This is a genomic window from Microcoleus sp. AT8-A3, assembly GCF_036705675.1.
Lineage (GTDB): Bacteria > Cyanobacteriota > Cyanobacteriia > Cyanobacteriales > Microcoleaceae > Microcoleus.
In genome coordinates this window covers 66613-82324 of sequence record NZ_JAUBVD010000005.1, presented here as the reverse complement: position 1 = coordinate 82324, position 15712 = coordinate 66613, and the positions used below count along the sequence as shown (strand labels likewise).

At 47.0% G+C, this 15712-nt stretch carries 12 protein-coding genes; 3 read left to right on the top strand and 9 right to left on the bottom strand.

What is annotated here, in order from left to right:
- Nucleotides 1–77: 77 nt before the first annotated feature.
- The 4 genes from QUB51_RS04715 to carA all read right to left on the bottom strand — a co-directional run bounded on the left by QUB51_RS04715 (nt 78) and on the right by carA (nt 4008).
- Complete coding sequence (locus QUB51_RS04715; protein WP_333057157.1) at nt 78–1259, bottom strand: transposase; 1182 nt, start codon at nt 1257–1259, stop codon at nt 78–80.
- Between the two features lie 216 nt (nt 1260–1475).
- Entirely contained in the window at nt 1476–1922 is a 447-nt protein-coding gene (locus QUB51_RS04710; RefSeq protein WP_333057156.1) for a ribonuclease III domain-containing protein, read from the bottom strand.
- 383 nt (nt 1923–2305) lie between these two features.
- Nucleotides 2306–2662, bottom strand: a complete 357-nt coding sequence (locus QUB51_RS04705) for an STAS domain-containing protein (RefSeq protein ID WP_333037230.1) — start codon at nt 2660–2662, stop codon at nt 2306–2308.
- A gap of 188 nt (nt 2663–2850) precedes the next feature.
- The gene (gene carA, locus QUB51_RS04700; RefSeq protein WP_333233603.1) at nt 2851–4008 is read right to left on the bottom strand and encodes a glutamine-hydrolyzing carbamoyl-phosphate synthase small subunit; all 1158 of its coding nucleotides are present in this window, start codon (nt 4006–4008) and stop codon (nt 2851–2853) included.
- A 610-nt stretch (nt 4009–4618) separates the two neighbouring features.
- Between carA and QUB51_RS04695 the strand changes: the two genes are divergently transcribed.
- Nucleotides 4619–5263 (top strand): retropepsin-like aspartic protease, encoded by a 645-nt coding sequence (locus QUB51_RS04695; RefSeq protein ID WP_333057153.1) that lies wholly within the window; start codon nt 4619–4621, stop codon nt 5261–5263.
- A gap of 424 nt (nt 5264–5687) precedes the next feature.
- On the opposite strand, the gene trpD is transcribed toward QUB51_RS04695, so the two are convergent.
- On the bottom strand, nt 5688–6803 hold the full coding sequence (trpD, locus tag QUB51_RS04690; RefSeq protein ID WP_333058292.1) for an anthranilate phosphoribosyltransferase: 1116 nt from the start codon (nt 6801–6803) through the stop codon (nt 5688–5690).
- A 12-nt stretch (nt 6804–6815) separates the two neighbouring features.
- A complete protein-coding gene (locus tag QUB51_RS04685) occupies nt 6816–6989 on the bottom strand; it encodes a hypothetical protein (protein ID WP_333058293.1) in 174 nt (57 codons plus the stop codon).
- Between the two features lie 66 nt (nt 6990–7055).
- On the opposite strand from QUB51_RS04685, the gene QUB51_RS04680 reads away from it, so the two are divergent.
- Both QUB51_RS04680 and QUB51_RS04675 read left to right on the top strand, forming a co-directional pair.
- Nucleotides 7056–7310 (top strand): hypothetical protein, encoded by a 255-nt coding sequence (locus QUB51_RS04680; RefSeq protein ID WP_333058294.1) that lies wholly within the window; start codon nt 7056–7058, stop codon nt 7308–7310.
- Nucleotides 7311–7827: 517 nt separating this feature from the next.
- The gene (locus tag QUB51_RS04675) at nt 7828–10821 is read left to right on the top strand and encodes a PAS domain S-box protein (protein ID WP_333058295.1); all 2994 of its coding nucleotides are present in this window, start codon (nt 7828–7830) and stop codon (nt 10819–10821) included.
- A gap of 928 nt (nt 10822–11749) precedes the next feature.
- Here QUB51_RS04675 and QUB51_RS04670 read toward each other — a convergent pair.
- The 3 genes from QUB51_RS04670 to QUB51_RS04660 form a co-directional block, all read right to left on the bottom strand.
- On the bottom strand, nt 11750–12433 hold the full coding sequence (locus QUB51_RS04670) for a ribonuclease HII (RefSeq protein WP_333207648.1): 684 nt from the start codon (nt 12431–12433) through the stop codon (nt 11750–11752).
- Nucleotides 12434–12435: 2 nt separating this feature from the next.
- Nucleotides 12436–14781: an Rne/Rng family ribonuclease gene (locus QUB51_RS04665; RefSeq protein ID WP_333058297.1), complete on the bottom strand. Its 2346-nt coding sequence runs from the start codon at nt 14779–14781 to the stop codon at nt 12436–12438.
- A 409-nt stretch (nt 14782–15190) separates the two neighbouring features.
- Entirely contained in the window at nt 15191–15319 is a 129-nt protein-coding gene (locus tag QUB51_RS04660) for a hypothetical protein (RefSeq protein WP_333058298.1), read from the bottom strand.
- Nucleotides 15320–15712: the final 393 nt, after the last annotated feature.

Here is a 15712-nt window from a genome sequence, read left to right as displayed (position 1 = left end):
TTGGGCTTTGAGATTTGAGATAGTCTAGCGAGGGAGCAAGGATTTTGCTCTGTTCAAATAGCTAGTTATTGACATACTCACCGCCCTAAAAGTGCGGTGATTCTTGACACTTCACTGACTGACGCAACCGAAGTCGTCTTACTCTGTCTCTGTGTCCGTTTAGAGTCGTGGCAATGCCCTATCCCGACTTTGTTTATATTTTTTGCAGCGTTCTCATCGCGTTCGTGTTCAGTGCCACAATTCAAACACTGAACCGATCTGATTTTTAAATCCAGTCTTCCCCACTTAAAGCCGCAATCCGAGCAAATTTGACTGGTAGGCTCCCAGCGACTAATTACTCTAAAGTCTCGACCAAATTTCTCAGACTTTGCCTCGCACCAAGTTCGGAATTCTCTCCATCCCTGAAGACTAATAGCTCTAGCAAGTTTGCGGTTTTTGACCATTCCAGACACATTCAAGTCTTCTAAAACGATAGTTTGGTTTTCACTAACAATTTTGGTTGACAGCTTGTGCAAGAAATCTTTACGGGTGTCTGCAATTTGATTGTGCAGTTTGGCTATCTGAATCCGAGTTCTATTTCTGCGTTTCGAGTCTTTAGATTGCCGAGCTAGCTTTTTTTGGAGTTTACGAATTTTTCGATCTAACACTTTATAGTCTGGACTTTTAGCTTTCTCCCCATTACTCATCACAGCAAAAGTTTTAATCCCTAAATCAATTCCGACACTTGGGTTTTTAGCATCAATTTGAACGGGCTTAACTTCTACTACAAAGCTCAAGAAATAGCGATTAGCACAGTCCTTTAGTACAGTTACAGAGCTAGGCTCTGATGGTAACTCCCTAGACCAAATAGGGCTAACATTTCCAATTTTTGCCAGATCCACGGACTCACCTTTGATAGAGAAACCTGTTTTAGCAAAAGTTGCAGACTGACTGTTAGTCTTTTTTTTGAATTTGGGTTGACCCACTTTCTTGCCTTTTCTCTTCCCTTTTAGGAAATCAAAATAGTTTTTGTAAGCAACCTCTAACTGTTTGAGGGATTGTTGCAGCGGCACGGACGAAACATCGTTCAACCATGCCCTTTCTTCTGTCTTTTTAGATATAGTTAGAGACTTGGATAGAGTGTTGTACCCAGGATATTTGCCACATCTGCTAACAGCCAAAGCATCGTTCCAAACAACTCTTACACAACCAAACAACTGAGCCAAACTCTGGCGTTGTCTATCGGTTGGATAGAATCTGTATTGGAACCTTGCTTTCATTATTTTTAGCTGTTTTACTACTTTAGTATGCCATACTATTTTAACACGATCGGGAAAATTCAGAAGGAATTAAAGCCGTCCTAGAACGACGGGGTTTTAAACCCATTTCTTTGATAAATCTTGTTTTGCCGATCGAGATTTTTGCGGTTTTATGTTAGCCGTGCCAGGATGGTTAATTACTCCCTCCCCATTCCCAACTCTTAACTGCTAAATCCTTTAAGTCTCAAGTTCTAAAAGTGCCAGAATCTCGGTCAATCTTTCGGGATCGGTGAGGTACAAATATCCGATCAAAGTTTCTAAGCTGCTGGCTTGTTGGTATATCTCTGGATCTGCTCGCTTAGAACGGCCCGCTGCAGCATTGCGGCCGCGCTTGACAATTGCTAATTCTGTACTGTTCAAGTAAGGAGAGAGCGATCGCAAGTGACGCGCTTGAGTTTCGGCTCGTACTTGCCCCACCACCAATTCGTGATAAGCTTGCAATCTTCTGGGCGGGACTAAGTACGAACTCCGAATGTAGAGTTCGTACACTGCATCTCCCAAATATGCCCAGGCTGCGGGCGAAATTCTTTCTATTTCTGCTGGTGTAGCCCTCGCAGGATGCACTCGATTTAAACTGATATCCGTCAGACTCAGTTTGAGTCCGTCATCTGCGATCGGCGACATACTTTTTTAAATAAAACTTCCGCACAGCTTGGTTTTTCTAGTTACTTACTTATTTCGTCTTTCGTCACTTCCGCAATTATAGCTTTTACAGGACTGTTCGCTCTCAGAGCACGAAGCGAGATATATAGGCAAAGCTTGGCGCGACGATCGCACTCCTAAAAAAGGCTTTTTACCAAATCGGGATGCTCTAATTTTTGTACCATTTTTCCGCGTGTTTGCCACACATATTTTACTGCCCCTCCACCGAAACTCTAAGCATCGGGGAAATAGCGGCTGGTGCGTGTCGCAGCTTCTGGGAAAATCGGTATTGTTTTACCACGACAAAAATAAAAATTTGCTATCCAGCGTTGAGAACCGGATAGCTAATTTAATTCACTTTGGCGTCAAGCATCCTTGACGTTTTTTACCGCCTCATCAACCGAAGGCTGCAAAGACAGAAATTTCTCTAAGCGAACCAGTTTAACAGTCTGAGTTACGCGGGGATTTGAGACAATTTGCAATGTCCCTTCCAAGGTTTGGGCTTTTTTGACAAGTTGCACAAGTGCGCCCAAGCCTGAACTATCCACAAAATCTATCTGAGACAAGTCCAAAATTACGTGTTTTGGGCCCTCGTCAATACATTTGCTTATTACCTTCCGAAAAGTTGCCTCAGAAAAAGCGTCCAGCAGGCCCGTCAAGCGAAATAACTGATAGTTATTCTTGACTTCGCGAGTGCCTCTGAGGCTAACGGTCAGGGTCAATGACTCAGGAATGACACCCTCCTAGCTAGATATGGCTTAAAGTCGAGGCTTCATTATAGGAGTTTTTTGGTCTTTTGTCTACAGTTTTTTAGTCATGAGTCATTAGTCATGAGTCATTAGTCAGAAGCGATCGACACAAACAGCCTCTGATGACTACTGACTAATGACTGCTGACTGCTGACTGCTGACTACTTACTGCTGGCTACTTTCTGATTGTCTCGCATTGACTGCACGAATCGATCGAATAAATAGTCGGCGTCGTGCGGGCCCGGACTGGCTTCGGGGTGGTATTGCACTGAAAACAGCGGCAGAGTTTTATGCTTCAATCCGGCTACGGTGCGATCGTTCAAATTGAGATGAGTAATCTCTACTTCGGGGGCTAGGGAATCGGGGTCGATCGCAAAACCATGATTTTGGCTAGTAATTTCTACTTGCTGAGTTAAACCCGCTGGATGATTCAATCCCCGATGGCCGAACTTAAGTTTAAAAGTTTCTGCACCCAAGGAAAGTCCCAAAATTTGGTGTCCCATGCAGATGCCGAATACGGGTTTGTCCGACTTTAACAAAGCTTTCGCAGTCGCGATCCCTTCCGTTACCGCCGCCGGATCTCCGGGGCCGTTGGACAGAAAAATGCCGTCCGGGTTGTATTTGAGGATTTCCTCCGGCGACGTGTCAGCGGGGACAACGATGACCCGACACCCGTAACTCGCCAGACGCCGCAGGATGTTGCGCTTGATCCCAAAGTCTAGCGCTACCACCGTCCACATTTGGCCTTCTTCAGGTTTGACTGTAGGACTGAACTCCCAAACCGAGTCCGTGGCTTCAGACCACTCGTAAACCTTGCGGGTGGTGACTTCCTGGACCAGATTCAGCCCGTCCATGCTGGGGGCATCTTGCACGAGTTCCAAAAGCTCTGCCTGGTCGAGAATCGTGGTCGAAATGCCACCGTTGATCGCTCCCACCGTGCGAATTTTGCGAGTGAGGGCGCGGGTGTCGATCCCGTAAATTCCGGGGATATCGTACTGTTTCAGATAGTCTTGCAGAGATTGTGAGCAGCGCCAGTTGCTGGGGCGGCTGCATACGTTCCGGGCGATCGCACCCCGAATTTGCGGGCGCGAGGATTCTTCGTCTTCAAGATTTACCCCGGTATTGCCCAATTCTGGATAAGTAAAAGTGACAATTTGACCGCAATAGCTGGGATCGGTCAATACTTCTTGGTAGCCCGTCATTCCAGTATTAAATACTACCTCGCCAACGACGGTGGCGTCAGCGCCAAACGACCAGCCGCGGTAAGCAGTACCGTCAGCCAGGACTAGGAGAGCGGGTTGTGCAGTTGAAAGTGACATGGCATCCTTAATTACTTTCGTTTGGTTTAATTCTTACCACTGCCAGGGATTTGATGCTAGTCGGCAATGTACAGATATTATTTTAATTTGTGCCAGGGTTCGCAAAACCAAGGCACTTATGCCGGAGATAATCAACAAGCAGCCATACAGCCGTTCTCAATCTTGGTGAGGTATGCCCTATGCCCACGGAGGCCTATGCCCTATGCCCACGGAGGCCTATGCCCTAGGCCCGCTTATCAAGGGCTATAAGGAATGAGAATTAAATAACTTCCACTCTTGAAAGTGGGATGGGCGTCCCGCCCGTCCACTCATGACGGGCGGGACGCCCATCCCACAATAAGCTGTCACGCATTTAAATTGCATATTCAGGGCGGGCTAGACGGCCCACCCCACAAGAATTAGATTGTTTTTTGACATTCTATTTAAATGCACAACAGCTTAACAATTAAAATTGTAAGTTATTTAATTCGCGATCCTAAGTGCAAATTCTTCATCTCCCCCTGCGCCAGCAATTTATCTGCCAGCAGCTTAGGAGGCGGGCGGAAATTCTATATCTATACCAAAAGGCAGTTGTCGCTGTTACGATCGAGCTAAAGCGTTTAATCAAACTATGGCCAGCAAATCTCCCTTGCCTTTACTCTCAAACTCAAAAAAGCCTCTACCGATCCCTCAAAACCTGCGCCCACCTTTACTGGTTTTAGCAGGGGTTATTTCTCTAAGCAGTTCAATTTTACTAGGAAGTGTTGCCAACTCCTCGCCAGCCGTGGCTCAAGAAAGTGAGGGATGCTTCATGCGGAGCTCGTCAGGGCGAACCCTCAACCTCAGCCAATCAGTCTGCGGTTTTCTCCCCGAAGCATTGACGCCCACCACTTCGGCGGCGGCAAAGTCGGGAGTGTTTCAGGCAAAAATCAAACGCCGAGCAGCTAATATCCCGGTCATAGAAGTCACGTTTAACGGCAAACAAAAGTTCGAGATGATGGTAGATTCTGGAGCTAGTGGCACAGTAATTACACCAGCAATGGCTAAAGCCTTGGGCGTTGTTCTCCAGGGAACAGTGCAAGCACAAACTCCCAACGGAGTGGCTACTTTTCCCCTCGGTCGCCTGAGTTCTATGGAAGCAGGTGGTCTAGCGGTTAACAATGTAGTTGTTGCCATCTCGCCATCCCTAGATATCGGACTGTTGGGTCACGACTTTTTTGGTAATAAAGATGTGACTATTAAGCAAGATGTCATTGAATTTCGATCGCGGTCTTAAACAGAAGTCAGCAGTTAGGATCGCGAATTAAATAACTTACAATTTTAATTGTTATTGTGGGATGGGCGTCCCGCCCGTCCACTCATGACGGGCGGGACGCCCATCCCACTTTCAAGAGTGAAAGTTATTTAATTCTCATTCCTTAGTTGTTATTTGTTAGTTGTTATTTGTTATTGATTACTGGTTATTTATAGCAACTGCTTTCCTAACAACTACCAACTGCTTTCGGGTCAACTAACAACTAATATCATGTCCGATCGATCGCGCATCATACATAGTCGAAGCGGGTTTTTGAGATTGTCGGTTTTTGGCGACTATTGCTGGTGAACCCGCCCATACAGGAATCACGGTCAATCGACAGAACATGATATAACAACTGTCAACTGCCAACTCCCAAATCCCAACTCCCAACTGACAACTGACTTCATTTCAAAAACTCAATTAACTGCTGCAACTTCAACCAAGATTCACCGCTCAATAAAATGTCCTTAGCCATAGAAACTCCTGCTGCGTGAGAGCCCATAGGAATTGCGCCTCCCACCTGAAAAGCCAAAGACGCATTCAAAGCTACAACATCCATTTGTGCGGGCGTACCTTTGCCTTGTAAAACGTTCCGCAAAATCTCGGCGTTTTCCTCAACATTTCCGCCTTTTAAGGAGCCGATCGCACTTGGTGTCAATCCTACCTTTTCCGGGTCTAAAGTAGTGAGTTCCACTTTGCCATCCGACAAAACCGCCAAATCAGTCACATCACCCAAACCCGCCTCGTCCAATTTTTCTCTGCCGTGAACGACTACAGCTAACTCAGTCCCCAACTCGCCCAAAGCTTGAGCAATAGTTGATATCAGACTAGGATCGAACACCCCGATTACCTGCCCTGTAGGGCGCATAGGATTGACAAGGGGCCCTAAAAGGTTAAAAATAGTCCGCACCTTCAAAGTGCGCCGGATCGGCGCTACAGCCTTAAGTGCGGGATGCCACCCAGGCGCAAATAAAAAGGTGATGCCCACAGAGTCTACCGCAGCTTTTACCTTCGCGGGATCGGCGTTGAGGTTGACTCCCAGTGCTTCCAACACGTCAGCAGAACCCACTTTGCTCGATGCGGAGCGATTTCCGTGTTTCGCGACTCGAACTTTGCCCGCGGCGGCCACAAAAGCTACAGCAGTGGAAATGTTAAACGTGGAAGCGCCGTCGCCGCCTGTGCCACAAGTATCAATTAATTTGAGATTGGAGATTGAGGATTTGGGATTGAAAACGCTCTCCGACTCGCCTGCAAGCGACTGAGAATGCAATACCTGAGCCATTCCTGCCAATTCTGGGGCCCAGATGCCTTTGGCTTGGATGGCCGCTAAAATGGCTCCTGAGAGGACGGGGGGAATAGCTTCGGCTAGCCATCCCTGCATCAAGTCGGCTGCTTGGGCGCGTGAGAGAGATTGTCTGTCTAATAGTTGTTGCAGGAGGGCTGGCCACACAGGAGAATCCGGCGTCTGGGTTGAAGCAGGGGATAACTCTGGCGTTGCTAGTAGAGGAGAATCTGTCATTAATATTAGTTTCTAGTCAAATTTAGCTCGATCGAGCTTTGTGGCCAAACTGAGAATCGATCGGGATTTTACCAGACTTGCCGACCACATTTTGCGCGATCGGGCCCAGATTTTTGCCCAAATGCCAGCACCGCTACAGAATTTTTCCGCCCGCAGTAGCAGAATATGAATTTTTTGATACAACAATTACCCTATTGTTGTGCCAACTTTACATAGAAACCCCAAATCGTAAAACTGCCAGGGAGCATCTCAATGAAAGCAGGCAAGCTAGAAATTGGAGTTTTGAGACAGGAGGCAGGAGTTTTGAGGCAGGAGGCAGGAGGGAAGAGGGAAGAGGAAGAAGGAAGGAGCCAGAAGAAGTGTTTTTACAAATATGAGATGCTCCCAACTGCCAGTAGTCTGCTGTATGATCTATCAGCAATAATACTTAACAGTAACTCAGGGCACCCAAAGAGCGATAAAAGTTTCCGACAGGAGTTGTGGAGAGCAAAAAATTTTAGACATTAGGAGAACCTCAGATTCATCTGTGGAGTCAACTTCAATCTAAAATCTCAAATCTCCAATCGAGTGACAGCAAGGACAGCGAGCGTTTAGCTCTTGCAAGTGGGTTAGTTGCTTCGGGTAAGAGTCGATCGTACTCTCACCCAAATCCTAAAAATAGACTCTTGCGGTTGTAGAAGTCGCGGCCTTTTATTGTAACAACATCCTTGCTACTAACTTATTTCAGGGTATTCAACTGCTAATATATTCAAGGAGATTTCAAGGAGCGGGTTTTGCTCGAACACCTGCACCGCAGGCCGATCGATGTGCCAATGCGATCGTGACAGCCAGTCAAGCCTCAAATAAATACCCGATCGACTAAAATTTCAGCAATCACTAACAACTAACCGCCCAGTAGGACAGATGAATAAACACACTCGTCTCCGGTTGCGACACACCATCTTTCAGCCTAACTAACGGCTAAATTTTAACAGGCGGTAGAGCAAAAATATTCAACTCACACACAAGAGCAGGGTATTCAAAAGTGGGAAATCAAAAATTAGGAAATAAAGCAATAGAATGCCTGAATGTCGCGGAGGCACTGCACCAAATGGAAGCAAAATATTATAGTATGTTTGAAAATGCTGTGTCGGGTATTTTTCAAACAACCCAATCCGGTCGCTACATCAGCGCTAACCCAGCTTTGGCTCGCATCTACGGATATAATTCTGCTGAAGAATTAATGGGCTGTCTGACTGATATTAGCGATCAGCTTTACGTCAATCCCGATCGCCGCGATCAGTTTGTTTGTGCTTTGCAAGAAAAGGGCATCGTATCAGATTTTGAGTCGCAAATTTATCGCCGAGATGGAACAATAATTTGGATCGCTGAAAATGCGCGGGCTGTCTGCGATGAATCAGGGAAATTGCTCTACTACGAAGGTTTTGTAGAAGATATCACTCAGCGCAAGCAAGCAGAATCTGCACTTCGAGAAAGCGAAGAACGCCTGCGCTTAATAATAGAAGGGGTTAAGGATTACGCTATATTTATGTTAGATCCAGATGGGTATGTAGCTAGCTGGAATTCTGGTGCAGAACGCATTTTGGGATACATATCTCATGAAATAGTTGGCAATAATTCGGAGTGTTTTTTCACTAAAGATGATATTGAAATCGGCAAGCACAAAGAAAAATTAATCCGGGCTGTGGCCGAAGGTAGATACGAAAATGAAGGCTGGCGGCTTCGCAAAGACGGATCGCGATTTTGGGCGAATATTATTGTTACTCCTTTGCGCGATGAAAGGGGAAAGTTGCAGGGCTTTTCTCAAGTAATGCAGGATATTACTGAGCAAAAGCGGGCGGCTGAGGAAAAGATGCAGTTGATTGCTTCTTTGCAGGCGTCGGAAAAAAAGTTTCGCACTTTGTACGAATCGACGACTGATGCGGTAATGCTGCTAGACGAAGAGGGTTTTTTGGATTGCAATCCGGCTACTTTAAAGTTATTTGGATGCAGCACTGAGTCGGAGTTTTGCGGCAAGCATCCTTCGGAGTTCAGCCCGCCGTTGCAACCGGACGGACAAGATTCTATGAGTCTTTCTCAAGAGCGAATTAATACGGCTTTGCGATCGGGAAATTGCCGTTTTGACTGGCGACACCGTCGTTTGGATGGTTCTGAGTTTCCGGCGGAAGTGCTGCTAACTTCTATGGATATCGGCGGCAAAATTGGGCTGCAAGGCGTGGTGCGCGATATCACTTATCGGGTGCAGGCTGAGGAAGCATTGAAGCAGGCTAATGAGGTATTGGAATGCCGGGTTAAAGAGCGGACAAGTCAGTTGGAAGAGGCTATTAAAAAGTTGAGTTTATCGGAAGAAAAGTTTTCTAAGGCTTTTCGCTCAAGCCCAGATCCGATGATTATTACTACTTTTGCTGAGGGTCGTTTTATTGAAGTTAATGATAGTTTTTTGTTGATGACTGGTTATGATTTAGAAGAAACGACCTGGAATACAGTACCGGGGTTAAATATTTGGGTAAGACCGGAAGATCGAGTGAATTTTAGGCAAATTTTACACGAACAAGGTGTTGTTCGCAATCAGGAATGTGAGTTTAGGATGAAGTCGGGATCGGTGGTGGTGTGTTTGCTGTCAGCAGAGTTGATTAATTTGGACGGCGAACTCTGTATGCTGGCGGTGATGACGGATATTACCGATCGCAAACACGCCGAAGAAGCCCTACGGGAAAGCCAGCGGGCCTTGGCGACGCTGATGAGCAATTTGCCGGGAATGGCCTACCGTTTTCGCAACGATGCCGATCGCAGTATGGAGTTTGTCAGCGAAGGTTGCTATCAGTTAGCCGGCTATTCTCCTGAAGAATTTATCGGCACTCGGCAAGTTTCTATATCGGAATTGACTCACCCAGACGATCGCGAGAATTTGTGGAATGCCGTGCAAGTTGCTTTACAAGAAAATCGACCCTATCAGCTAAATTACCGAATTACTTCTAAAAATGGCGAATTAAAATGGGTTTGGGAGCAAGGTTTGGGAGTGTTTTCCGACTCGGGAGAATTGATAGCTTTAGAAGGGTTAATTACTGATATTTCCGAGCAGAAACGCAGTGAAGAAGCTTTGCGGCGATCGCAAACAGAGTTAACCCAACAAAAACTTCAACTCGAAAATACTTTGCACGAATTGCAGCAAACTCAAGCTCAACTGATTCACACTGAGAAAATGTCTACTCTCGGTCAAATGGTAGCCGGTGTTGCTCACGAAATTAACAATCCTGTTAGCAGCGTCTGCGGCAATCTCGTCCACGTGGGCCACTACACCGAAGATTTGCTGAATTTGCTCGATATGTACCAGAAGCACTGCCCGCAGCCGCCGGCAGCAATTCAAGCTCAAATTAAGGATATCGAATTAGACTTTCTGTTAGAAGATTTGCCGAAAGCAATGTCTTCGATGCAGGTTGGGGCCGATCGCATTCGGGAAATCGTGCGATCGCTCAGAAATTTCTCCCGCAAAGATGATTCTCAAATGAGCAAAGTTAACCTGCACGAAGGCATTGAAGGAACGTTGCTGATTCTGCAAAGTCGCCTGAAAGCCAGAGGTAACTATCCCGAAATTGCGGTAATTAAGGACTATGGAAATTTGCCTTTGGTTGAGTGTTATGCTGGGAAAATCAATCAGGTATTTATGAATTTGATCGGAAATGCGATCGACGCGATCGAGGAATACAACGAAGGGCGTTCAGTTGCTGAAGTCAAAGCTAACCGCAGCAAGATTAAAATTAGGACAGAAGTCCAAAACTCTAATGCTGTAATTAGGATTTCTGACAACGGCCCCGGTATGCCAGAAGAAGTTTCCCAGCAGTTATTCGAGGCTTTTTTTACCACCAAACCCGCCGACAAAGGCACCGGTTTAGGCCTGTCCATTTCCTACAAAGTTGTCCAAGAACACGGTGGCAAACTTAGCTGCGTGTCTGCACTCGGTCACGGAGCCGAGTTTATCATAGAGTTGCCGATCGAACAACCAATCAAACAATCCTAAAGTGCGATCGGGGCGATCGTATCGAGATAACGAGTCGCGGTTTCTAGTGAGGACTAAAGTCCTCATAAAACTGGCTCGGACTAAAGCGGTAAGGTACCGTGGGTATGGAACCCTAAATAGAGAAGTTTTGCTTATGTTCTGTATTACTATAGCAATCCTAAATGATTATACTCGTTACCAGGAAGAGCCTGGTAACGCATATCCGGAGGAAGAGCCTCCATAGTCTGGGCCGAGGCAGAGCCTCGCTTACATCGGTTCCCAGGCAGAGCTTGGGAACCAGTTAAATAGAGAAGTTTTGCTTATGTTCTGTATTACTAAAACCCTGGCTTTGATCTCAACTCGAATTACTGCCCGCACTTACCATTGGTAATGATTGAGAAAGCGACTAATAATACTGGTACTTACTGTTTAACTACCAGCCGGGAAGTCCCGGACGTATATTTAGAGGGGATTAATCTGAGCGCTGCGCCCCTTACCCCGTTGGGAATTACGCCCGCGTGATGAAAGGCTCGTCGGGTGTAGGTACCCAAAGCGACAATTATTCTTTTATACCTCTTGATAACCTGGAAATACTCTGGTACTATATTAGCAAGTGGGGGTGGAACTACCTCACTATAAAAAGCCTTTGCAAAAAAGGAAAAAGAAGCCTGCGGTCTAACGGTAATCCGTTGACAGTCAGGTTCGTTCACGAATGGTTAACATTGACCTACCTGATTGTTTTTACGCCCTTTCTTTCACCTTTTGGGACAAAATGCAAGGGCTAGTTGAGAATGGTGCAAGATGTGAGATCCAACTGAGATATTGCACCATTCTCGCTTAACAGGCTTTTCGGCCTGTTCCACAAGGAAATTCACTCTTTGTGGAACAGGCCGAAAAGCCTGTTCATAAAAGCTTATTGACATTGGTGCAACATTTCAGATACAACTAACTATTTTTGACAAGGGCTAAATGATAATCGGTGAAAGACAGATACACCGCAGCGTTCCAAAGCCAATTTATGTTTAGCTGTTCCATATCCTTTGTTATTTGTCAAGTCATATTCAGGATACTTAACAGCCAAACGTATTATTAATTCATCGCGCCAAACTTTCGCCACAATACTAGCTGCAGCAATCTGAATCGATCGCGCATCACCTTTAATCATCGTCTCTTGCTCGATCGCCAAATTGGGAATCCTTTGATTCCCGTCAACCAAACACAAATCCGGCGTCACCTTCAACTTCAAAATCGCCCGTTTCATCGCCAACAAAGAAGCCTGCAAAATATTGAGGCGATCGATCTCCCGCACCGAAGCCACACCAATTTGACAGTCAACCGCCACAGCCCGGATTTTCACAGCTAACCGACTCCGGGCTGTGGCACTCAACTGCTTGCTGTCGCGAACCCCGGAACTTGCTAATTCATCGAGAACTTCGTCGGGCAAAATGCAGGCTGCAGCCACCACCGGCCCGAACAAAGCGCCTCGTCCGACTTCATCCACACCCGCAATTACCAGAGCATTCGAGGGAGAGGGGGAAAGGGGAAGATGGAAAGATGGGAAGAGAGTAAAAATTTCAACTTCTTCCTTCTTCCCTCTTCTTTCTTTCCTCTTCTCTCTTCCCTCTTCTTTCATAACTATTCATCCACAAGGGCAGATGAGCGACGGCGCCGGCGACGGTTGATAGCAGGCTCCTCGGGTTCGCTTGATTCGATCGGCTCAGGGGATTGGAGCGGCTCAGGGGATTGGAGCGGCTCATTGAGTGAGATCGGCTCATTGAGTGAGATCGGCTCATTGAGTGAGATCGGCTCATTGAGTGAGATCGGCTCCTGGGATTCGTCCATCACATCACTGGGTTCCTCCATCCGATCAAAATCATCAGTTTCGTCGATCAAACTCTCGCCATAAATTTGGACATCATCATCATCATCATCATCATCATCGGCCTCAGAAAAAACAGGCTCAACTACCGACCTTTCTGGATAATAATCCCGTTCCTCATCCTCAACATTCTGGGGAGGCGTCGTCGCTTCAAATTCAAATTCGAGCTGCTCGAAAGGCGGCTTGTTCGGGGCCGCTCCGGGGAGAGTCACCGAAACGATCGCATTCTTAGGATTTTTGACACTGCGATCAGTAAGCACCAAAGGAGAAACCCCCATCAGAGCATAAACATCCTGCTCCTCCGCCGTCATTTCCACCGAAATCACCTCCGGAGGCTCCACCATCGGCTTCATCAACTCAGACTTAGCCGGACGCACACGCTCGAAATCCTCGCGCCTGCCAACAGTAGCCATATTCACCAGCCCGAAGCCCTCCGAAGCCGCCCGGATGCCGGGGGGTGCCAGATACTCAGAGCGCGTATCCGCAACGGGCGCGCTCGAAGTATTCGGCAGTCGCAACTTGCTACGTACCGGTTCCTCCTCCGCCGGGAGAGCAAAAGGCTCTTCGCCAATCCGGCGGCGGCGGCGCCGTCTAGTTCCGTTCCCCAAATCCTGATAGCTGGGATGGTTGAGCAAGTCCAAAGGCGATGCGTTGCTGCCGCTCTCAAAATCCAAACTTTCGCTTTGAGGCTCCCAAGCAGCCCTAGCAGGTTCGGGGGGGCGTTCTTCCCGCACCGGGGCAGAAGTTGCAGCCGCCACAGGCGTCAAGCTGCGACGTTCCAATCCTTCTGGCAAATTCAACAAAACGCGGTTCGACGTAGCAACAGTGCGATCGCCCGATTCCCGCACCGCTGCGGCGAAGTCTTCTTCCCCCGGCAAGTGCACCAGATGACCCAACCCGCTGCAAGTAGGGCAACTGTGGCCGAACAACTCGTAAATATTTTGACCTTGGCGCTTGCGAGTCAGTTCTACCAGCCCCAATTCCGACAGTTGAGCGATTTGCGGTCGAGCTTTGTCAGCTTTGAGAGCTTTATTGAAATGTTCCAGCACCTGCAACTGATCGCGGCGGGATTCCATGTCAATAAAGTCAACAATAATCACCCCGGCAATATTGCGTAACCGCAGTTGTCTAGCAATTTCCGTGGCTGCTTCGCAATTTGTCCAGAGTACCGTTTCCCTAGCCGTGGCCGATCGAGTAAACGAGCCAGAGTTGACATCAATCACCGTCAGCGCCTCAGTCGGCTCGATAATCACATAACCACCCGAAGGCAAATCAACCCTTGGTCTGAGGGCTTCTCGAATCGCAGCGTTAACCCGGAAAAATTCTAAAATCGAGGCGCGCTCTCGGTGGTGGTCGATCAAAACTCCCGCAGGAAGTTTACCACCGTTCCAGCTCATCAACTGCTGCTTCACCCGCTTAATTCCATTTTGCGAGTCCACCACAATCCGATTCACGTCACCGCTGAACATATCCCGCAGCACCCGCTGGATAAAATCGTCATCCCGGTTGAGCAGTGCCGGCGCCCGCGAAGTACCGCCTTCGAGTTGAACAGCTTCCCACTGTTTTTGGAGCACTTCCAAATCTTCCATGATGGCTTCTTCAGTCATCCCTTCAGCTTCAGTGCGTACCAGCAGCCCCATCCCGGCCGGTTTCACCAAAATAGCCAGGGCTCTGAGGCGGTTGCGCTCGGCTTCCGACTTGATCCGCCGCGAGAGATTGACTCCCCTGCCGTAGGGCATCAGTACCAAATAGCGGCCGGGCAGGGTAATGTTGCCTGTTAGCCGGGGGCCTTTGCTGCCCGTCGGTTCTTTCATTACCTGTACCACCACTTTCTGCTGGGGGGTCAGGAGTTCTGTAATTGCTCCTGCCGAGCGTTTAAGGCGCAGCGGGCCGAGGTCTGTGACGTGCATAAACCCGTTACGTTCTGGGTCGCCAATATTGACGAAGGCCGCATCTATCCCAGGGAGTACATTTTCAACAATTCCCAAGTAAATGTCACTGACTTGGTGGCTGCCTGTGGCTACCACAAGTTCTTGGATTTGATCTTCTGAAAATACGGCAGCAATGCGATGCTGCTCTGCTATAACTATCTGCTTTGTCATTCAATTTCCTCAAAAAACTGGCAGCAAGTTAGAGACACTTACGCACTCATAGTGCCTCTGACTTAGACTGTAATTAGTAGTAGCTTGAAGAGTTATTAGCTGTGAGTTGGTGCAGGGTGGAAAGAAAGTTAACTGTTGACCGTTCACTGTTAACTGTTAACTATTGACTGTTCACTGTTAACTGTTACAGATAAAGTAGTTAAACCCGCCCGTACAGAGTTATGAGTTATGCTCAGCAGATAAATCTGAGAGATAGAAATAAGGAGGCTTTTATCGAGTTAGCAATATTGAGATTTGAGTTGACAATTGCGAAATCAATACTCAAAATTCAACACTTACAACTCTTCCTTTGAACGAGCGCGAATAAATTCATTGACACCGTACTAATTTCTTAACACACAACTTAACACTACGAACTGATAACTCCGCTTGCGTGGTGGTTGAGGGCTGGTTTTGAGGGAAAGTAGGTAGGAGTGAAAGCGTAAGGACTTTTGTTGAATTCTTGTGCGATCGCACTCAACATACCGCAGCTTGGCATTCGACTGCAACCTCCGCCCCTGCCAACCCTAAAACCTAGTCAGTCGATTTTAGATTTTAGATTTTAGATTTTAGATTTACTCCACAGATGAATCTGGGACATTTAACTAGAGTCTAAAATCTAAAATTTTTGGTTCTCCACGAATTAAGTCGGGGGCTTATCTCCGTTTGTTGACGGGTCAGTCGATTTTAGATTTTAGATTTTAGATTTTAGATTTACTCCACAGATGAATCTGGGAGATTGAACTAGAGTCTAAAATCTAAAATTTTTGGTTCTCTCCGACTTAAGTCGGGGGCTTATTTCCGTTTTTTGACGGGTCAGTCGATTTTAGATTTTAGATTTTAGATTTTAGATTTACTCCACAGATGAATCTGGGACATTTAACTAGAGTCT